The organism is Diaphorobacter sp. LR2014-1, from assembly GCF_002916785.1.
In the GTDB taxonomy this organism is placed as follows: domain Bacteria; phylum Pseudomonadota; class Gammaproteobacteria; order Burkholderiales; family Burkholderiaceae_C; genus Diaphorobacter; species Diaphorobacter nitroreducens.
This window is the reverse complement of record NZ_MTBE01000002.1, coordinates 37,891-57,237: the sequence shown is the minus strand read 5'-3', so window position 1 is coordinate 57,237 and position 19,347 is coordinate 37,891. Positions and strand designations below refer to the sequence as shown.

The 19,347-nt window shown below is 68.0% G+C and carries 20 protein-coding genes; 12 read left to right on the top strand and 8 right to left on the bottom strand.

Annotated features, from left to right (window positions below):
* The first annotated feature begins 16 nt into the window (after positions 1 to 16).
* From BV908_RS02170 to BV908_RS02160, 3 genes are read left to right on the top strand one after another with little or no spacing between them, the layout of a single operon-like run.
* A complete protein-coding gene (locus tag BV908_RS02170) occupies positions 17 to 1,390 on the top strand; it encodes a cbb3-type cytochrome c oxidase subunit I (RefSeq protein WP_103737081.1) in 1,374 nt (457 codons plus the stop codon).
* 19 nt (positions 1,391 to 1,409) lie between these two features.
* Positions 1,410 to 2,213, top strand: a complete 804-nt coding sequence (locus tag BV908_RS02165) for a CbbQ/NirQ/NorQ/GpvN family protein (RefSeq protein ID WP_011806537.1) — start codon at positions 1,410 to 1,412, stop codon at positions 2,211 to 2,213.
* Positions 2,214 to 2,215: 2 nt separating this feature from the next.
* On the top strand, positions 2,216 to 4,285 hold the full coding sequence (locus BV908_RS02160) for a VWA domain-containing protein (RefSeq protein ID WP_103737080.1): 2,070 nt from the start codon (positions 2,216 to 2,218) through the stop codon (positions 4,283 to 4,285).
* A gap of 124 nt (positions 4,286 to 4,409) precedes the next feature.
* Here the strand turns inward: BV908_RS02160 and BV908_RS02155 are convergent, their stop codons facing one another.
* Positions 4,410 to 5,045: an L-threonylcarbamoyladenylate synthase gene (locus tag BV908_RS02155; RefSeq protein ID WP_047349829.1), complete on the bottom strand. Its 636-nt coding sequence runs from the start codon at positions 5,043 to 5,045 to the stop codon at positions 4,410 to 4,412.
* A 15-nt stretch (positions 5,046 to 5,060) separates the two neighbouring features.
* Positions 5,061 to 5,939, bottom strand: coding sequence for a 3',5'-nucleoside bisphosphate phosphatase (locus BV908_RS02150; protein ID WP_047349830.1), 879 nt, complete (start codon positions 5,937 to 5,939; stop codon positions 5,061 to 5,063).
* A gap of 204 nt (positions 5,940 to 6,143) precedes the next feature.
* Here BV908_RS02150 and BV908_RS02145 point away from each other — a divergent pair, with 204 nt between their 5' ends.
* Complete coding sequence (locus BV908_RS02145) at positions 6,144 to 7,898, top strand: methyl-accepting chemotaxis protein (RefSeq protein ID WP_103737079.1); 1,755 nt, start codon at positions 6,144 to 6,146, stop codon at positions 7,896 to 7,898.
* Positions 7,899 to 8,006: 108 nt separating this feature from the next.
* On the opposite strand, the gene BV908_RS02140 is transcribed toward BV908_RS02145, so the two are convergent.
* The 5 genes from BV908_RS02140 to BV908_RS02120 all read right to left on the bottom strand — a co-directional run bounded on the left by BV908_RS02140 (position 8,007) and on the right by BV908_RS02120 (position 12,504).
* Positions 8,007 to 8,681: a DUF799 domain-containing protein gene (locus tag BV908_RS02140; RefSeq protein WP_103737078.1), complete on the bottom strand. Its 675-nt coding sequence runs from the start codon at positions 8,679 to 8,681 to the stop codon at positions 8,007 to 8,009.
* Positions 8,678 to 9,055: a DUF4810 domain-containing protein gene (locus BV908_RS02135; protein ID WP_103737077.1), complete on the bottom strand. Its 378-nt coding sequence runs from the start codon at positions 9,053 to 9,055 to the stop codon at positions 8,678 to 8,680. The genes BV908_RS02140 and BV908_RS02135 overlap by 4 nt, the downstream gene beginning before the upstream one ends.
* Positions 9,052 to 9,732 carry a CsgG/HfaB family protein gene (locus tag BV908_RS02130; protein ID WP_103737076.1) on the bottom strand — a complete coding sequence of 227 codons (681 nt, stop codon included), beginning with the start codon at positions 9,730 to 9,732 and terminating at the stop codon, positions 9,052 to 9,054. The genes BV908_RS02135 and BV908_RS02130 overlap by 4 nt, the downstream gene beginning before the upstream one ends.
* A 94-nt stretch (positions 9,733 to 9,826) precedes the next feature.
* Positions 9,827 to 11,551: a single-stranded-DNA-specific exonuclease RecJ gene (recJ, locus tag BV908_RS02125; protein ID WP_103737075.1), complete on the bottom strand. Its 1,725-nt coding sequence runs from the start codon at positions 11,549 to 11,551 to the stop codon at positions 9,827 to 9,829.
* On the bottom strand, positions 11,548 to 12,504 hold the full coding sequence (locus BV908_RS02120; protein WP_103737074.1) for a phosphoglycerate mutase: 957 nt from the start codon (positions 12,502 to 12,504) through the stop codon (positions 11,548 to 11,550). Before BV908_RS02120 ends, recJ begins: the two co-directional genes overlap by 4 nt.
* 116 nt (positions 12,505 to 12,620) lie before the next feature.
* Between BV908_RS02120 and BV908_RS02115 the strand changes: the two genes are divergently transcribed.
* From BV908_RS02115 to lolD, 3 genes are all read left to right on the top strand, one after another.
* A complete protein-coding gene (locus BV908_RS02115) occupies positions 12,621 to 13,811 on the top strand; it encodes a glycerophosphodiester phosphodiesterase (RefSeq protein WP_103737204.1) in 1,191 nt (396 codons plus the stop codon).
* 137 nt (positions 13,812 to 13,948) lie between these two features.
* On the top strand, positions 13,949 to 15,202 hold the full coding sequence (locus tag BV908_RS02110) for a lipoprotein-releasing ABC transporter permease subunit (RefSeq protein ID WP_011806526.1): 1,254 nt from the start codon (positions 13,949 to 13,951) through the stop codon (positions 15,200 to 15,202).
* On the top strand, positions 15,195 to 15,875 hold the full coding sequence (gene lolD / locus BV908_RS02105) for a lipoprotein-releasing ABC transporter ATP-binding protein LolD (RefSeq protein ID WP_047349873.1): 681 nt from the start codon (positions 15,195 to 15,197) through the stop codon (positions 15,873 to 15,875). The genes BV908_RS02110 and lolD overlap by 8 nt, the downstream gene beginning before the upstream one ends.
* A 55-nt stretch (positions 15,876 to 15,930) precedes the next feature.
* On the opposite strand, the gene BV908_RS02100 is transcribed toward lolD, so the two are convergent.
* Positions 15,931 to 16,302 carry a carboxymuconolactone decarboxylase family protein gene (locus tag BV908_RS02100; RefSeq protein WP_011806524.1) on the bottom strand — a complete coding sequence of 124 codons (372 nt, stop codon included), beginning with the start codon at positions 16,300 to 16,302 and terminating at the stop codon, positions 15,931 to 15,933.
* A gap of 140 nt (positions 16,303 to 16,442) precedes the next feature.
* On the opposite strand from BV908_RS02100, the gene BV908_RS02095 reads away from it, so the two are divergent.
* From BV908_RS02095 to BV908_RS02075, 5 genes are all read left to right on the top strand, one after another.
* On the top strand, positions 16,443 to 16,724 hold the full coding sequence (locus tag BV908_RS02095) for a metalloregulator ArsR/SmtB family transcription factor (protein WP_172209352.1): 282 nt from the start codon (positions 16,443 to 16,445) through the stop codon (positions 16,722 to 16,724).
* 54 nt (positions 16,725 to 16,778) lie between these two features.
* The gene (locus BV908_RS02090) at positions 16,779 to 16,976 is read left to right on the top strand and encodes a DUF2892 domain-containing protein (protein WP_011806522.1); all 198 of its coding nucleotides are present in this window, start codon (positions 16,779 to 16,781) and stop codon (positions 16,974 to 16,976) included.
* A 121-nt stretch (positions 16,977 to 17,097) separates the two neighbouring features.
* Positions 17,098 to 17,931, top strand: coding sequence for a TatD family hydrolase (locus tag BV908_RS02085; protein WP_210433981.1), 834 nt, complete (start codon positions 17,098 to 17,100; stop codon positions 17,929 to 17,931).
* A gap of 75 nt (positions 17,932 to 18,006) precedes the next feature.
* Positions 18,007 to 18,561, top strand: coding sequence for a DNA-deoxyinosine glycosylase (locus tag BV908_RS02080; protein WP_015914073.1), 555 nt, complete (start codon positions 18,007 to 18,009; stop codon positions 18,559 to 18,561).
* Positions 18,562 to 18,565: 4 nt separating this feature from the next.
* On the top strand, positions 18,566 to 19,327 hold the full coding sequence (locus BV908_RS02075; RefSeq protein ID WP_011806519.1) for a hypothetical protein: 762 nt from the start codon (positions 18,566 to 18,568) through the stop codon (positions 19,325 to 19,327).
* Positions 19,328 to 19,347: the final 20 nt, after the last annotated feature.

The following is a 19,347-nucleotide window of genomic DNA, read 5'->3' as shown; positions in this document are numbered from 1 at the left end:
ATCGCCGGAGTCCGCCATGAGATACAAGTCCCAATCCGTCGCCTACTGGTATTTCGCCGTGGCCGTGGCCCTGTTCGGGCTGCAGCTGGTGTTCGGCCTGCTGTCGGCCACCAAGTACCTGGGGCCGGACCCGTTGCTGTACATCCTGCCGTTCGACGTGACCAAGATGATCCATACCAACATCCTGATCGTCTGGGTGTTGTGTGGCTTCATGGGGGCCACGTACTGGATGGTGCCCGACGAGTCGCGCACCGAACTGCACAGCACACGGCTGGCCTACATCCAGCTCGTGCTGTGGACGGTGATGGGCGTGGCCACGGTAGTGGGCTACCTGTTTCGCTGGGGCACGGGCAACAAGCTGCTGGAGCAGCCGCTGCCCTCCAAGATCGTGATCGTGATCGTGATGCTCATGTTCCTCTACAACGTCGGCATGACGATCCGCAAGTCCGGCCGTTTCACGACACCGGAGGGTGTGCTGCTGGGCGGCCTGGGCCTGGCGGCGGTGCTGTACCTGCCGGCGTTGCTGGAGTTTCACAACTACACCGTGGCCATCTTCTACCGGTGGTGGACCATTCACCTGTGGGTGGAGGGCGTGTGGGAGATGATCCAGGGCGGCTTCCTCGCGTACCTGCTGATCCGCCTGTCGGGCGCAGACCGCGAGGTGATGGAAAAGTGGCTCTATGTCATCGTGGGGCTGGTGTTCATTGCCGGCATCCTGGGTACGGCGCACCACTATTACTGGGTGGGCGTGCCGCAGTACTGGCTGCCCATCGGGGGTTTCTTCAGCGCACTGGAGCCCGTGGCCCTGGTGGGCATGGCCATGTATGCCTACTTCGCCATGCGCCGCTCGGGCATGGCCCACCCCAACAAGCTGGCGCTGCACTGGACGGTGGGCAGCGCCGTGTTCACGCTGTTCGGTGCCGGCCTGCTGGGCCTGGCCCACACTTTCCCCAGCGTGAACAAGTGGACGCACGGCACCCTCATTACCGCCATGCACGGGCACGCGGCGTTCTACGGAGCCTACGCGATGATCGTGATGGCCATGATCAGCTATGCGCAGCCGGCCCTCACACGCAGGCCCGAGGAAGGCACCGCCATGGGCTACCTGTCGTTCTGGATGCAGCTGGCGGGCATGTTCGGCATGACGCTGTCGTTCGCCACCGCGGGCATTGGGCAGGTGTACCTGGAGCGCATCATGGGCATGGGCTACCTGGATGCGCAACTCAAGATCCAGGTGCACTTTGTCATGCTGGTCATCACTGCGTCCATCTTCGCGATTGGCGTTGCGTTGTTCATCATCGATTTCTTCCGCCACCCGCTGCGGCTGGAGGTCAACGCCAGCGATCCGGTGGACCGTCCCCTCGATACGCACCGTGCTGCAGCGATTTGATCTACAGGGCGGGGCGGGGATGGCCCGCCCGGCAACGTCCCCTGCGCCGGAGCCCCCCTATTACCTGCCCAGCGGCGACGAGATCGAGGTCTTCGCGCAGTGCCACGCACAGGGCCTGGCCGTCATGCTCAAGGGGCCCACAGGTTGCGGCAAGACGCGCTTCGTAGAGCACATGGCCTGGCGCCTGAAGCGCCCGCTCATCACCATCGCCTGCCATGACGACCTGAGCGCCAGCGACCTGATCGGCCGCTTCCTCATCCAGGGCAGCGGCACCGTGTGGCACGACGGGCCGCTGACCCGCGCTGTGCGCGAGGGCGCGCTGTGCTACCTGGACGAAGTGGTGGAGGCGCGGCAGGACACGGTGGTCGTATTGCACCCGCTCACCGACCACCGGCGCATCCTGCCCATCGACAAGACGGGCGAGGTGGTCGAGGCCGCGCCCGGCTTCGGGCTCATCGTGTCATACAACCCCGGCTACCAGCGCATGCTCAAGGACCTGAAGCCCAGCACGCGCCAGCGCTTCGTGGCGCTGGACTTCGGCTTTCCCGCGCCTGAGGTAGAGGCGCGCATCGTTGCGCAGGAAAGCGGCATTGCCGAGCCCGAGGCGCGCGCGCTGGTGCAGCTCGCCACGCGGCTGCGCGCACTGCAGGACCGTGGCTTGGCCGAGGTGCCCAGTACGCGGCTGCTGGTGGCGGCCGCGCAGCTGGCGGTGCGCGGCGTGGACCTGCGCCGCGCCTGCCTGCACGCCATCGTGGCGCCGCTGTCGGACGAGGCATCGCTGGTGGGCGCCATGCGCGACCTTGTCGACGCCACCTTCGTCTGACCATGGCCGAGGCCGAGGACGTCATCACCGACGCGGCGCGGCATGCCACGATCTATGCCCAGGCGCTGTGGCGCCGCCACCGCCCATCGCCGGCCGGCCCACCCCGGCTGCATCTGGCCGATGTGGCGCCACGCCTGGACCTGCTGGTAAGCGCCGCGCTGGGCATCCGCCTGCAGCTGCGCGCGGCGCAACCGCCTGCGCCGCCCACCTTCCTCTCGCGCTGGATGCAGCGAGCAGAGGCCCCCAGCCAGCGCGACGCCGTGCCCGCCACCGACGGCGCCAACCTGTGGCTGCCCCCCGCGCTGACGGATATACCCGGCGCGCAAGCGGGGAAGGAAGGCGCGCTCCCCGCCGACGAGCGCTACCGCACGCTCGCGCTGGTGCACGGTATGCGCGCAGTGCGGGGGGCGCCGGCATACGCTGCCCAGGCGGTGGACGGTTTCGAGCGGGCGTTGTTTGCACTGCTTGAAGCCCATGCCGCCGACCACGCGCTGGCCCTGCGCCTGCCGGGCATGGCCGCGCCACTGGCGCGCCTGCGGCAGGCCATGCTGGCAGCGCGCCCGGCCGTGGCGGCGCTGCCGCCGCACCTGCAACCGCTGGAGTCGCTGGCGCACGCCCTGCTGGCCGGCCCACCCGCGGGCGCCGGGCCTCCCGGCCTGATGCCATCGCTGCCGGCCCCGGCGCCACAGGTGCTGGCGCATGCACGTGCCCTCGCTTCGCGCCTGCGCCCGGCCGCGGCCCCCGCGCGCCAGCAGCGCTGGTGCATGGCCGACGCGTGGCTGGGCGAGCTGCGCACGCCGGCTACCCCCGCGCCTGCGCACGCCACGGCGGACGGCGCAGAGGATGCCTCTGGGACGACCCATGCTGCCCGTCTGGCGCGGCGTCCGCAGGTGCGCCAGGCGCTTCCCGATGAGGACGATGCGAACGGTCCCGGCGCTTGGATGGTGCAGACCGCCCAGCCGCACGAACAGGCCGCGGACCCCATGGGCATGCAGCGCCCGAGCGACCGCGACGCCAACACGGCGGCCGAGGAGTTCGCCGATGCGCTGTCCGAACTGCCCGAGGCGCGCCTCGTGGCCACGCCCGGCCGTCCGAAGGAGGTGCTGCTGTCCGATGACCCGCCGGAGCATCTGGCGCGCCAGGCGCGGGCGGGCGGTGGTGCGGCCGCCGCGCCGGGCGTCGACGTTCTGTACTACCCCGAGTGGGACGGCGCCAGCGGCAGCTACCGCCGCCCCGGCGCCGCCGTGTGGGTGCACGACGCAGCCCTGGGCGCGCCCGATTGGTTGGAAGCCACGCTGCATGAGCGCCGGGCCATGCTGCACGCCGTGCGCAGGCGGTTCGAGCTATTGCGCAGCCGCCGCGTGGCCGTGCGCCGCCAGCTCGACGGCGACGAGATCGATCTGGAGGCTTGCATCGAGGCGCGCGCAGACTTTGCCGCGGGCCTGCCGCTGCCCCAGCGCCTGTACCGCAGCGAGCGCCGCCTGCACCGCGACCTGGCGGTGCTGGTGCTCATGGATGTGAGCGGCTCCACCGACGCCTGGGTGGCGCCGGGCCGGCGGGTGGTTGACGTAGCGCGTGAGGCGCTGCTGCTGGTGAGCATGGCGCTGGACGGCATGGGCGCGCCGTTTGCGGTGCAGGCGTTCTCCGGTGAGGGGCCGCAGGGGGTGGTGGTGCGCAACGTCAAGCGTTTTGACCAGCCCTACGGGCGGGACGCTGCGCTGCGCATCGCCGGTCTGGAGCCCGAGCACTACACGCGCGCCGGCGCCGCGCTGCGCCATGCCACCAGCACGCTGATGCGCCAGCCGGCCGCGCACCGCCTGCTGTTGCTGCTGTCCGATGGCAAGCCCAACGACATCGACGCCTATGAAGGCCGCTATGGACTGGAGGACATGCGCCAGGCCGTGACCGAGGCGCGGCTGCAAGGCATTGCGCCGTTTTGCCTGACCATCGATCGCCAGGCGGCCCGCTATCTGCCCACGGTGTTCGGTGCCCATCACTACGCGCTGCTGCCCCGGCCCGAGGAACTGCCGCAGGTGCTGCTGCAATGGCTGCGCCGGCTGGTGGTGGTGTGACTGATTGCTACTGTTTTAGTAGCTATTGGCGCTTGCTGGATGGGCGCTAGAGGCCTTAAACGTTCTGAATCTTCCGTCGGCGCATTGCGCCGCCGTGGCACGCACCAAGCCCGGGCGCGTGCCCTTAAAGCCCCAGCTTGGCCAGGCTGCCACCACCTTCGCGCACCACGATGGGGTCGCCGCCGGTATTCATGGGCGTGAGGTCCAGTACCGTGGTGGGCTCCAGCGGGCAGCCGCCCGCGTCGAGGATGCCATCGAGCTGCTTTTCAAAGCGCTCGCGGATCTCCTGCGGGTCGTTCAGCGGCTCGCTTTCGCCCGCTGGGATCAGTGTGGTGGCCAGCAGCGGCGCGCCGTGCAGCTCCAGCAGCATCTGCAGGCCCTTGCGGTCGGGCACGCGCAGACCGATGGTCTTGCGCTGCGGATGGCTCACGCGGCGCGGCACTTCCTTGGTGGCGTCCAGGATGAAGGCGTAAGGCCCCGGCGTGGCCAACTTCAGCAGGCGATATTGGCGGTTGTCCACATGCGCGTAATTGGCCAGCTCCGACAGGTCGCGGCACAGCAGGGTGAGGTGGTGCTTGTCGTTGATCTGTCGAATACGACGAATCCGGTCCACGGCGTCCTTGTCGTCCAGGCGGCAGACCAGCGCGTAGCTGGAGTCGGTGGGCACGGCCAGGATGCCGCCGCTCGACAGCAGCGTGGCGGCCTGCTTGAGCAGGCGCGGCTGCGGGTTGTCGGCGTAGATCTCGAAATATTGGGCCATGGAGGGGCGCGGCGGTCAGCCGGCAGTGGTGCGGGGGGCGCGCAGGATGCGATCGGACAACAGCTCCCACACGGGGGTGAGCTGGCCTGGCAAATCCGGCAGGGCGCCCAGATCGGTGTGTGATTCGTTCGGGCTGTGGAAGTCGCTGCCGCGCGAGGCGGCCATGCCGAACTCCTGCGCCATGGCGGCGTACACGGGATATTCGGATGGCGTATGGCTGCCGGTCACCACTTCCACGCCCTGGCCGCCGTGCTGCTTGAACTCGGAAAACAAGGCGTATTCCTCATTCGCCGTGAATCGGTAGCGTGCAGGATGGGCGATCACGGCCATGCCGCCGGCCTCGCGGATCCAGCGCACCGCATTGCCCAGCGTGGCCCAGCGGTGGGGTACGTAGCCGGGGTTGCCCTCGGTGAGAAAGCGCCGGAACACTTCGGAGGTGTCATGGCACACGCCGGTCTCCACGAGGAAGCGGGCAAAGTGCGTGCGCGAGACCAGTTCAGGGTTGCCCGCGTAGCGCAACGCCCCTTCGAATGCGCCGCGGATACCCACGTGCGCGAGTTGCTGCGCCATCTCCTGTGCCCGTTCGCCGCGCCCGCCGCGCGTGGCCGCGAGGCCCTGGGCGAGTTGTGCATTGTCCGGGTCGAACCCCAGTCCCACGATATGCACCGTGGTGTCGGCGAAGGTGACCGAGATCTCTGTGCCCGTGAGGTAGTCCATGCCCAGCGCGTGCGCGGCGGCGGCGGCGCGGTGCTGGCCGCCGATCTCGTCATGATCCGTCAGCGCCCACAGCGCTACACCGTTGGCATGCGCACGGGCTGCCAGCGCTTCGGGGGTGAGGGTGCCGTCAGACACCACGGAGTGGCAGTGGAGGTCGGCATTGAGGAGGATGGACACGATTTCATTTTAGGGGGAGCCAGCAGGGCATGTTGTCGTGGTGGTTACAACCGGGTGACAAAGGCGTTGTGAGGCGTCGGTGATCGATAGTTTGTAATTAAATGTGTGTAAATGAGACAATATGGGGGTTTACCCTTGCTGCCGACCAATCGCAGCACGGCCCTCAACAGCCCACGGCGCCTGGCGCCCTTGATTGCGTAGAACATGAATTTCAACCATTTGCCCGTCGCCCGCAAACTGTGGGGACTCGTCCTGGGGCTGCTGGTCTCCATGCTGCTTTTGCTGGCGGGCCTGTTGGCCTACACCGCCCAGCTCGATGATGAGGCGGCGCGCATCGTGCAGGCCAACGAAGACCGCATCAGCCTGGCCCTGCGCTGGAAAGGGCTGACCACGCTGGCCGTGGACCAGTCCGTGAGCGCGCTGGCCTCGGCCGACGAGACCCTGGCGTCGGGCCTGCAGAAGAAAGCCAAGCAGGGGATCGAGGCCATCAATGCCCTGCAAAAACAGGTGGAGGCTGTGGCCTTCTCTGCGGAGGACAAGGCCCAGATGGAACGCGTGGCCGCCGCCCGCAAGGTGGTGCTGGACGCGCTGGCGGAGGCCACCAAGGCCCGGGCCGAAGGCGACTTCGCCCGCACGCTGACCCTGGTGGACAGCAAACTGCTGCCCGCCGTGGAGCGCTATGTGGGCGAACAGGACGCCTTCGTCCAACTGCAAGAACGCCAGCGCGACGCCGCCAAGCAAGAGGCCCAGGCCTTGCGCCAGCGCGCCATGTGGATGGGCGCGGGCATCGCCGCGGTGGTGGTGGTCTTGGGCCTGGTGCTGGCGAATCTGCTCGTGCGCTCCATCACGCATCCCCTGGAGCGGGCCGTGGGGCTGGCTAACGCGATTGCCGGTGGCGACTTGACGCAAGACGTGCACGATGACCGTCGTGACGAACTGGGCCACTTGCTGCGCTCGCTGTCGGCCATGGGAGCACGTCTGCGCGGCGTGGTGGGCGAAGTGCGCTCGGGCGTGGAATCGGTCTCGGCGGCGTCCAGCCAGATCGCCACGGGCAACCACGACCTGTCTGCGCGAACCGAGCAGACCGCGGCCAACCTCGAAGAGACGGCCGCCAGCATGGAAGAGCTCACCGCCACCGTCACCCAGTCGGCCGACACCGCGCGCCAGGCCAACCAACTCGCCGCCAACGCCGCGCAGGCCGCAGAGCGTGGCGGCGAAGTGGTGGGCCAGGTGGTCACCAGCATGCAGCAGATCACCGAATCCAGCCGCAAGATCGCCGACATCATCGGTGTGATCGATGGCATTGCCTTCCAGACCAACATCCTGGCGCTGAACGCCGCCGTGGAAGCCGCACGCGCGGGCGAGCAGGGCCGCGGCTTTGCCGTGGTGGCGGGCGAAGTGCGCAGCCTGGCGCAGCGCAGCGCCGAGGCCGCCAAGGAGATCAAGCAGCTCATCACCACCAGCGTGGACAACGTGCAATCGGGCTCAGCCCAGGTGGAGCAGGCCGGCCAGAGCATGCAGGACATCGTGCACAGCGTGCGCCGCGTGAGCGACCTGATCGGCGAGATCACCGCTTCGTCCACCGAGCAGCGCGACGGCATCGGCCAGGTGAACCAGGCCGTGGCGAACCTGGACCAGATGACGCAGCAAAATGCCGCGCTGGTGGAAGAGTCCAGCGCCGCCGCCGCCGCCCTGCATGAACAGGCGCAGCGCCTGGCGCAGGTAGTGGCCGTGTTCAATGTGGGCAATGGCGCCGTCGCGGCGCCCCGCAGCCCGGCCCGCGTGGCGCCGCCAGCGGTAGCGCCCGCCCCGGTCAAGACACCGGCCGCAACGCCGGCGCGCGCGACGCTGGCCAAGCCCACACCGACAAAGGCTGCCGCCAAGGTGTCCACCCCCCAGATCGCGCCGGCCAAGACGCCTGCGGCATCGGATGCGGATGGCGAATGGGAGAGCTTCTAAGCTCTAAAAAATAGCGTCATTGGTACGGCCCGTCCCCAGTCGGGACAAAAAAAGCGCGGCCTGTGCCGCGCTTTTCGCCATCTATACGCCGCTTTGGACGTTACGTGGTCATGGCTTGCTGTCTGCTCCGTACTTGGGAGAGCGAGGCCCATGCAATAGTCCTCCCGGACGGCCGGCATACAGCAGTCGGCCGTTTGCGACCTCGGCGATCTGCACGCTGCGGTCTGACAAGGTTTCCACAATCTGGTCAATGAGCGCAGACACCAGCATGCCCACCAAGCCACCGCTTGAACGCTTGTTTTCTGCACTCGAGGCTGTTGCCTCGCCCGACCACAGTTGCTCGCCCGTGCGCAGATCCATGAGGCGGGCGGCCAGCGTTACCCGGGTTTCACTGCTCACGACGGCGTACACCGAGCCGTACTGCCGCACGTCCAGGTAGAGCGCCGCATCCGCACCAAAAATTTCCCGCAACTTGGCCACGGGCAATTCCTGTGCGTCTTGGGCCGAAATGATGCCGTTGTTCCTGAAGGTCTCTTCGGTCACGGCCACTGGCAGCACGTAATAGCCGGACTCCGCCAGGGGGAGCGTGGCGCGTGAGAGGACGCCCGCCGGCGCGGTCACTTCGGGCGTTTGGTTCAATGGAGGCAGTACCAGAATGGACTGGGGCTTGGCTTGACGCAACGCTGAATAGTCGTAGGGCTGAGGGGTCGCGCAACCACTCAAAAGCAGGATGGCGGCGGCGCCGGCTGCCACGGCAGTGCGAACGCCAATACGGGAAATCATTGCGGGGCCTTTCCGGTGAGTGTGCGCAAAAGGAAGTCCATGAAAGACGCCGATTCGGGGAAGGTGGCCTTTTCCGCGGTAAGGGCTGCGACGCTTTTTTCGTCCTGCCCCGCCTTGGCGTACAGCATGCCCATATGGGCGCGATAGCCGGGGGGCAAGGCTTGGCCGCGCTGTTCTATTTTCTGCTGCGCTTCTTCCAGCTTGGCCACTTGCTGTTCAGCATCGGCATTGCCGCTGCTTTTGAGGTATTCGTACACCTGAGGCTGATAGCCGTCCCAGCCGTACAGCGGCTGATGGGATGTGGTGGCGCAGCCCGTCATGACCAACGCAGCTGCGATGGGAAGCGCCAAGCGGGTGGTGGTGTGTTGGCTCATTGTGCGGGCACCCATGCGCCAGATTCGACACCACTCACGAGCTTGTCCACGGCTTCGCGGATGGCCAGGTCAAGCACTTTGCCGTTCAGGGTGGAGTCATACCCTGCGCGGCTGCCAAAACCTACGACCTCGCGGCTGGACAGGCTGTATTCGCCGGCCCCCTGGGTCGCAAAGACGACTTCACCGGTCTGTACGCGCACCACGTTCAGGCTGACTTTGGCGTAGGCCACCTGTTCCTTGCCGCGCCCCAGCACCCCGAACAGCTGCCGGTCCCCGACTTCCTTGCGACCGAATTCGGTGACATCGCCCGTGATGACGAACTGCGCCCCCTTGAGTGTCTGGGCTTGCTTGAGGAGGGCGGCCTCTTGCTGCGTTTCCGACATATTGGTGCGGTCGAGCACGTTAAAGCGTCCGCTTTGCTGCAGGTGCGTCATCAAAATGGTTTGCGCCTGACCGCCGAGACGGTCCACACCATCGGAAAAGATTCCGCGTTGGAAGTTGGACCGGTTGGCGAACTTGCCAATGGAAATGGGGCTGCGCACCCCCTGGTACGCGCGCGCGGACGCCGTGGGCTTGGGGGTTTCGAGGGTGCGCGATTGCTCGGTGGTCACGCAGCCGGCAGTCAGGGCGGCGACTGCAATGACGAGGGCGTGGCAACGCCAGAGAGAACCATTCATGGGGAAAACCAATAAGAGTCCAGGAATGGCGCTGGATCATACGGCTTAATGCATACAAAATTCACATTTTGTTGCGTTTAGGCTGCTCCGAGCGTCACATTGCAGGCGACTCCAGTCCCTCCACCAGAAACTGCACCCGCCGCTCGCCCCGCCACTCGTTCACGTCCAGCCGGAAGGCCAGCAACGCCCGTTCGGGCAGCGGGTCGGTGTGGCCGAACCAGATGGCGTCCACGGGCTGGCCCTGGTGCAGCAGCTTGATAGACAGGTGGTTGCGCGCCTCGCCCACCAGGCGCTGGCTGAGCACCTGCACCTCCTCGCTGAAGGTGGGCGGGGCAAAGCCCTGGCCCCAGACCTCGCGGTGCAGCGTGTCCACCAGTTCCGCACGACAGTATTCCGGGGCCAGCGGGCCGTCGGTCTCCAGCCGGCGCGTGAGCGTCGCGGCATCCAGCCATTCCTGTGCGACCTGGGCGAAGGCCTGCTCGAAGAGGTCGAAATGCTCCTCGGCCACGGTGCAGCCGGCCGCCATGGCGTGGCCGCCGAACTTCAGGATCACGCCGGGGTGGCGCTTGGCTACCAGGTCCAGCGCGTCGCGCAGGTGAAAACCGGGGATGGACCGCCCCGAACCCTTCAGCTCATGCTCCTTGCCCGGCGCGCTGCTGGCAGCGAACACGAAGGTGGGGCGGTGCAGCTTGTCCTTGAGGCGCGAGGCCACGATGCCCACCACGCCCTCGTGGAAGTCGGGGTCGAACACGCTGATGGCGGGCGGCGGCTCCTCGCCTTCGTCGAACAGGCTCTCCGCCAGCAGCAGGGCCTGCTCGCGCATGCCGCCCTCCAGCTCGCGCCGTTCGCGGTTAATGGCATCTAGTTGCCGGGCCAGGTCGGCGGCGCGCGCCGGGTCGTCGGTCAGCAGGCATTCGATGCCCAGCGTCATGTCGGCCAGGCGCCCCGCGGCATTGATGCGGGGCCCAAGGGCAAAGCCGAAGTCGAAGGTGGTGGCGACGGGGGCCTTGCGCCCGGCCGCGTCGAACAGGGCCTGGATGCCGGGCTGCATCTGGCCGGCGCGGATGCGCTTCAAGCCCTGCGCCACCAGGCGGCGGTTGTTGTTGTCCAGGCGCACCACGTCGGCCACGGTGCCCAGGGCCACCAGCGGCAGCAGCGGCTCCAGCTTGGGTTGCGTGGCCTTGTCGAACACGCCGCGCGCGCGCAGCTCGGCGCGCAGCGCCATGAGCACGTAGAACATCACGCCCACGCCGGCGATGGATTTGCTCTCGAAGCCGCAGCCCGGCTGGTTGGGGTTGACGATGGCGTCGGCCGCGGGAAGTTCGGGGCCGGGCAGGTGGTGGTCGGTGATGAGCACGGTCAGCCCCAGCGCCTTGGCGCGCGCCACGCCCTCGATGCTGGCGATGCCGTTGTCCACGGTGATGAGCACGTCGGCGCCGCGCTCGTGCACGCGCTGCGCGATGGAGGCGGTGAGGCCGTAGCCGTCCACCACGCGGTCGGGCACCAAATACTGAACATGGCGTGCGCCCAGCAGGCGCAGGCCGCGCACCCCCACCGCGCAGGCGGTGGCGCCGTCGCAGTCGTAGTCGGCCACGATGAGCAGGCGCCGTTCCTGGCTGATGGCGTCGGCTAGCAGCGCCGCGGCCTGCCGCACGCCCATGAGCGTGTCTGGCGGCAGCAGGCGGGCGAGAGCGTCGTCCAGCTCCTCCTTGGCGCGGATGCCGCGCGCCGCGTACAGGCGTGCCAGCAGCGGGTGCACGCCGGCCTGCTCCAGCGCCCAGACCACGCGCGGCGGGATGTCTCTAGCTACTATTTTCATAGCTGCTCGCGCACGCTGGAAAAGCGCTGGGGCTTGAAAAGACTCTGAATGCGCTGGCCCAGGCTGCGCGGCGCCGTGTGCCAGGACTGTGCGCCGCGTTCGCCGCACAGCGTGAGGCGCGCCGCGCCGCCGCCCGCCACATGCGCGGCCAGGCGCGCCACGGGGCCGGCGTCCAGCGCGGCCCAGGCCTGGCGCCAGGCGTGCCAGTCCTCGCGCAGCGCAGCGTCCAGCAGGGTGGTGGGCATCTCGGGCGCTGGCACGGGGGCGGGTGGCTGGGGCAGGGCGCCTGCGCCGTGCACCCAGAAGGCATTGACCGGCGGCAGGCCCTGGGCCGCGCGTGCGTCGTTGAAGGGGTGGGTGTACAGCAGCATCTGCATCTCGCTGTGCAGGCGGTGCAGCAGGCGCGCGCGAGCGGGGTCGGGCATCCAGGCGCGCACGTCGCGCTGGATCACGCGGTCCAGCGACGCGGTGGGCAGGTTGTCGAACACTGCGCCTTGCGCGATCCAGCGCGTCGGCTGGTCGTAGGCGAGCGTGATGCCGTCCTCGGCAAACCAGGGCGCCACGATGGCGAGCAGCGCGCGCGAGGCGGCCTCGTCCAGCTGCAGCCGCGCCGGGTCGCCCAGCGTGACATGGTCGGCACCGACCTGCCAGTGGCAAGGGGTGATGAAGGCCCAGGCGCTGGTGGTTGTGCCGGGCGCACTGAACTGCTGGTGCTGGTGCCACGCGGCCCAGGGCGTGGTGCCCTCGCTGGTGGCGGGCAGGCCGTGGTGGCGGGCCAGGGCGCGTTCGTGGGGCGGGGCGAAGTCCGTCTCGGCGCCGGCGTCCAGGCCGGTGCTGGACAGGCGGGCCAACAGCCGGTCCAACTGGGGCAGTTCCAGGCCTTCAAGCGCCTGCTGGCATCCCTGGGCCGGGCTGGCGGCCAGCGGGATGAGTAAATGGGGCATGTCCGACATAGGGGTGTATTGTCCCGGATGCACCCGATGACGGTGGGCGCAAAACCCACAGCGTCATGCAAGCGTCACAAGTGCAACAGAGACTGGATCGCTCACTTTTACGGCCAAGGATGCCCATGTCTTCTCACCGTCTTCCCTTGATCATTGCGATGAGTGCCTCCCTGCTGGCGACCGCCTGTGGCGGCGGCGACGACCCCGCACCGCTGCCGACGCTGAGCGGCCAGGCTCCGCTGGTGGTGGGGCATCGCGGCGCCTCGGGCTACCGCCCGGACCACACGCTGGAGAGCTATGCGCTGGCCATCCAGATGGGGGCGGATTTCATCGAGCCCGATCTGGTAGCCACCAAGGACGGCCACCTGGTGGCGCGCCATGAACCCAACATCACCAGCACCACCGATGTGGCCAGCCGCCCCGAGTTCGCCAGCCGCAAGACCAAGCGCATGGTCGACGGCGTGGAAGAAGAAGGCTGGTTCGCCACCGACTTCACGCTGGCGGAACTGAAGACCCTGCGCGCCATCCAGCCGCTGGCCGAGCGCGACCAGTCCTATAACGGCAAGTTCCAGATCCCCACGCTGCGCGAGGTGCTGGACCTGGCCAAGACCGAGGGCGGCAAGGTGGGCCGCGTGATCGGCGTCTATCCCGAGACCAAGCACCCCACCTACCATGAAGATGCGGGCCTCAAGCTCGAAGACCGCCTGCTGGCCATCCTGGCCGAGTACGGCTACACCAAGAAGGATTCGCCGGTCATCCTGCAGTCGTTCGAGACGGCCAACCTCAAGTACCTGCGCACCAAGACCCAGCTGCGCCTCATCCAACTGGTGGATGGCAACGACTACGACTTCAAGACCGGCGCGGTCACCTTCGAGGCGCCATATGACCGCCCCTACGACTGGACACGCGCGGGCCGCAAGGACCTGTTCGCTTCCATGGTCACGCCGGCGGGCCTGGCCGAGATCGCCAAGTACGCCGACGGCGTGGGCCCCTGGAAGCCCTACATCGTGCCGGTCAAGGGCACCTTTGGCGCCGACGGCAAGATGGTCGACGTGAACAAGGATGGCGTGGTCAACTACGCCGACGCTTCCAGCAGCACCCCCACCAGCCTGGTGGCCGACGCACACAAGCTGGGCCTGATGGTCCACACCTGGACCATGCGCAACGAAAACCGCCGCCTGGCCTTCGACTACAAGGGCGACCCCCAGGCCGAGTACCTGCAGTTCTACCGCCTGGGCGTGGATGGTGTGTTCTCCGACTTCGCCGACACCGCGGTGGCTGCGCGCAAGGCCTATCTGACGGAAACGGGCCGCTGAGCCGCGGGCCGGCGCCGCGCAGGGCAGGCGGCCTTGGCGCGTCAGCCCCTGCTGCACCCGGCTTGCGCTGAGGCCGCCGCGCGTTGCTGCCCTGGGCCCGCGCCGCGGGCCCGGGTCGATGACACAATCGCGATTCCATGCAAATTCCCTACGAACTGGCCCTGGGCTGGCGCTACACCCGGGCAGGCCGGGCCACGCGGCGCAACGGCTTCATCTCCTTCATCTCGGGCGTGTCCATGCTGGGCATCTCGCTGGGGGTGGCGGCACTCATCATCGTTCTGTCCGTGATGAACGGCTTTCAGAAAGAGGTGCGCGACCGCATGCTCAGCGTGGTCTCGCACATCGAGATCTTCGCGCCGGGCGGTGCAGCGCTGCCCGACATGCCGCGCACGCTGGCCGAGGCGCGGGCCAATCCGAACGTGGTGGGCGCCGCGCCCTTCGTCGCCGCCCAGGCGCTGCTGGCGCGTGGCGAGGACATGAAGGGCGCGCTGGTGCGCGGCATCGACCCCGCGCACGAGGCCGAGGTGACCGACCTGGCCGCCGAGAATCTGGAGGGCCTGAAGGCCCTGGTGCCGGGCGAGTTCCGCGTGATCCTGGGCAGTGAGCTGGCGCGCCAGCTGGGCGTGCGCGCGGGTGATGCGGTCACGCTGATTGCCCCGGCCGGCCAGGTCACGCCTGCGGGCGTGGTGCCGCGCCTCAAGCAGATGACGGTGGCGGGCACCTTCAATTCGGGCCACTATGAATACGACTCTGCGCTGGTGATGCTGCACCACGAGGATGCCGAGCGCATCTTCCGCCTGGAAGGGCCGACCGGCGTGCGCCTGAAGCTCAAGAACCTGCATGACGCACCCGAAGTCACGCAGCAGCTGGCGCACAGCCTCTCGGGCAACCTGTTGATCCGCGACTGGACGCAGCAGAACCGCACCTGGTTCGCGGCCGTGCAGCTGGAAAAGCGCATGATGTTCATCATCCTCACGCTGATCGTTGCGGTGGCGGCATTCAACCTGGTGTCCACGCTGGTGATGACCGTGACCGACAAGCGTGCGGACATCGCCATCCTGCGCACGCTGGGCGCCAGCCCCGCCAGCATCATGGGTGTGTTCATGGTGCAGGGCGCCATGGTGGGCGTGATCGGCACGCTGGCCGGCCTGCTGCTGGGCCTGGGCGTGGCCTTCAACATCGACGTGATCGTGCCCGCCATCGAGCGGGCGCTGAACGCCAGCTTCCTGCCCAAGGACATCTACCTCATCAGCAAGATGCCCAGCGACCCGCAAAGCAGCGACATCGCGCCCATTGCCGTCATTTCCCTGATCCTGGCCTTCGTGGCCACCCTGTACCCGAGCTGGCGCGCCAGCCGCGTGAACCCCGCGGAGGCGCTGCGCTATGAGTAATGGGCAAGTGGTGCTGCAGGCGCAAGGCCTGACCAAGCGCTTTACCGAGGGCCGGCTGGACGTCACCGTGCTCAAGGGCGTGGACCTGGCAGTGCACGCCGGCGAGACGCTGGCCATCGTTGGGGCGTCGGGCTCGGGCAAGAGCACGCTGCTGCATCTGCTGGGGGGGCTGGACGCGCCCAGCGCCGGCACCGTCACGCTCCAGGGGCAGGCGCTGCAGGCGCTATCGCCCGCGCAACAGGGGCGCCTGCGCAATGCGCACCTGGGCTTCATCTACCAGTTCCACCACCTGTTGCCCGAGTTCAGCGCCCAGGACAACGTGGCCATGCCGCTGCGCATCCGCCGCGAGCCGTACGCGCAGTGCATCGAGCGGGCGGTGCGCATGCTCCAGGCCGTGGGCCTGGGCGAGCGTGTGCACCATCGCCCGGCGGAACTGTCGGGTGGCGAGCGCCAGCGCGTGGCCATTGCCCGGGCGCTGGTCACGCAGCCGGCCTGCGTGCTGGCCGACGAGCCCACTGGCAACCTGGACCGCGCGACCGCCGATGCCGTGTTCGCCCTCATGCTGCAGCTTGCGCGCGAGCAGGGCACCGCCTTCGTGATGGTCACGCACGATGAATCGCTGGCCGCGCGGTGCGACCGCGTCGTGCGCTTGGTCTCCGGTGCTTTGAGCTAAAACGGCCTCCAGCGCTTGCTGGACAAGCGCTGGCAGCTATATTTTCAATAGTAAATCAGGCCGTCGCGGCGGGCGCCTGCGCGGGTGCGCACTCGTCGAACGCGGCCACGGCATTGGCTGCGTACATCAGGGCGGGGCCGCCGCCCATGTACACCGCAATGCCCAGCACCTCGTGCACCTCGGCGCGCGTGGCGCCCAGGCGTGCCAGCGCTTGGGTGTGAAAGCCGATGCAGCCATCGCAGCGCGCGGCCACGCCAATGCCCAGCGCGATCAGCTCCTTGGTCTTGGCGTCGATGGCGCCGCCCGCGAGAGCCGCCTTGCCCAGCGCGTTGAAACCTTGCATCACCTGCGGAACGCTGTTGCGCAGCTCGCTGACGTTGCTAGAGATTTCGCGCGTGAGGGCCTTGTAGTCGGTGGACGAGGTCATGGTGGAACTCCTGGTGGTGAAAGGAATGCGCCTGCTCGGCGCTGTTGACACGTTTATTAGTATCTACTAAATTAGAATACGTTAATTTAGATATTTATCAACAAGGAGCGCAGGTGGCCACTACCGCCGACCTGGAATTCATGCAGCAGGGCGCCGCGCGCGCTGCCGCGCTGCTGCGCGCGGTGGGCAACGAGCACCGGTTGCTCGTGCTGTGCCTGCTGATCGAGCAGGGCGAGGCCTCCGTGGGCACGCTGCTGGAGCAAGTGCGCCTGAGCCAGTCCGCGCTGTCGCAGCACCTGGCGCGCATGCGCGACGAGGGGCTGGTGACCTTCCGCCGCGACGCGCAGACTCTGTACTACCGCATTGCCGACCCGGCGGCGGAAAAGCTCGTGGCTGCGCTCAAGGACATCTTCTGCCCCTGAGCGGCCGCGTCGCTGCGCAGAGGTACCGTTTTTTCGTCAACTAGGAGAAGTGTCATGAAACACAACGTTGGGGGTTGGGACCGCGGGCTGCGCATCGCGGTGGGTCTGGTGCTCATCGGCCTGGCGGCCACGGGCACCGTGGGCTGGTGGGGCTGGCTGGGCGTGGTGCCACTGCTGACCGGCCTGGCGGGCACCTGCCCTGCGTACTCGCTGCTGGGCATGAACACCTGCCCGCTGAGCAAGAAGGGCTGATGGGGCACAGCAGCTCCTGCGGCGCCGATGCGCCGCCGACCGATCCGCAGAGTATTGGCGCTGAAACGCACTGAGACACTGCGGGCCGGCGCTGGGGGCGTGCGGTGGCATGATCCGGCGCATGGACGTCTGGATCGACACCCATTGCCACCTGGATGAATTTGCAGATCACGGCGGCGCAGCGCTCGCAGATGCCGAGCGTGCACGCGCCGCGCAGGCCGGCGTGGCCCACTGCGTGCTGCCCGCGGTGGAACTCGCCAATCTGCAAGCCGTGCGGGACCTGGCGCACCGCCACGGCGACAGCTATGCGCTGGGCATCCATCCCCTGTTCACTCCCGTCGCCGGCGACGAAGACTTGCCCGCCCTGGCGCGCGCGCTGGAGCAGTACCAGGATGACCCGCGCCTGGTGGCCGTCGGCGAAATCGGGTTGGACCTCTTCGTGCCCCATCTGGACACGGGGCGCCAGCAGCACTTTTACCGGGCGCAGCTGCAGTTGGCGCGCCGGTTCGACCTGCCCGTGATCCTGCATGTGCGCCGCTCGGCGGACCAGTTGCTCAAGGCGCTGCGCGAGCTGCCGGTGCGCGGCGGCATTGCCCATGCCTTCAATGGCAGCCTGCAGCAGGCGCAGGCCTTCATCGATCTGGGCTTCAAGCTGGGCTTTGGCGGCGCGGTCACCTTCGACCGTGCGCTGCAGTTGCGCCGCCTGGCCACCGAACTGCCGCTGGACGCGCTGGTGGTGGAGACCGATGCGCCCGACATTCCGCCGCACTGGCTCTACGTGACCGCGGCCGAGCGCGCCGCTGGCCGCCCGCCCGCACGCAACACGCCTGCACAGCTACCGCGCATCGGTGCGGTGGTGGCGCAGCTGCGCGGCATCTCCAGCACAGAACTGGCCCATGCCACGCGCGCCAACGCTTGCGCAGCGTTGCCACGGCTGGCTGAACTGTTGGCATAGGTTTGAGTGCTTTCGGGCTCAAAGGCTTATGCAGAAAGCGCTAGCAGCTATATAAACAATAGTAATGGAGGGCCTGTGGCTGCGCAGAAAAAAACGGTAGTGCTGTCTGCCGGTCGTCTGGTCGGCCTGCCGCCCGTGGTGGGCTCCGGCACGCGGGTGCTGGTGCTGGGCAGCTTCCCCGGTGTGGCATCGCTCGCCGCGCAGCAGTATTACGGCCATCCGCAGAACCACTTCTGGCGCATCCTGGCGGCGCTGTGGCCGCAGCATCCGCTGCCGGGCCGCGACCAGTACGCCGCGCGCTGCGACTGGCTGCTGGCCCGCGGACTGGGCCTGTGGGACGTGTATGCCGCCTGCGAGCGCGAGGGCAGCCTGGATACCAGCATCCGCAACGCGCAGGTCAACGACTTCGCCGGCCTGCATGCCCGCGCGCCGGGGCTGGCCGCCATCGCCCACAATGGCGGGGAAAGCTTCCGCCACGCCAAGGCCGTGCGCGCCAGCCTGGGGCTGAAGGCAGATGCGCCGATGCCATCGCTGCGCCTGCCGTCCACCAGCCCGGCCAACGCGTCGTGGAGCTTCGAGAAAAAACTGCACGCCTGGGGCGAGGCCCTGGCGACTTTTGGATTGGTATAACGATTTGACCCGCAAGAAAACCGCCGCCACCGAACTGCCCGAGGTGAGCGTCTCCGATGATGGTGAAGTGCGCCACCTGCACCTGGGCACGCCGTGGATTCAGGGCTCCATGCGCATCGCGCAGCCGTTCGAGATCGAACTGGAATACGTGCAACGCATGATGGCCTGGCTGCTGTTCGTGGAGCCCGCCAGCGTGGCCAAGCGCCACGCGATGCAACTGGGCCTGGGGGCCGGCGCCATCACCAAGTTCTGCCGCAAGAAGCTGCGCATGTGCTGCACCGTGGTCGAGCTGAACCCGCGCGTGGAGGCCGTCTGCCGCGCCTGGTTCAAGCTGCCACCCGACGGCCCCATGCAGCGTGTGGTGCTGGCCGACGCGGCCCAGGAAATCAAGAAACCCGAATGGCACGGCACGGTGGACGCGCTGGCGGTGGACCTGTACGACCATGAGGCCGCCGCGCCGGTGCTGGACAGCGCGGAGTTCTATGCCGACTGCCGCGCGCTGCTGACGCTGGACGGCTGCCTCACGGTGAACCTGTTCGGCCGCGCCTCCAGCTACGAGCGCAGCCTGGACAAGCTCGCCGAGGCCTTTGGCGCCGACGCGCTCTGGGCCTTCAAGCCCACGCGCGAGGGCAATACCGTGGTGCTGGCCCAGCGCACGCCCACGCGGCCCAAACGTGCCGAGCTGCTGGCCCGCGCCGAAAGCGTGCAGGCCCGCTGGGACCTGCCGGCCACCAAGTGGCTGCGCGTATTCAAACCGGTCGCCTGACCTCTGCCGCCACTCGCACC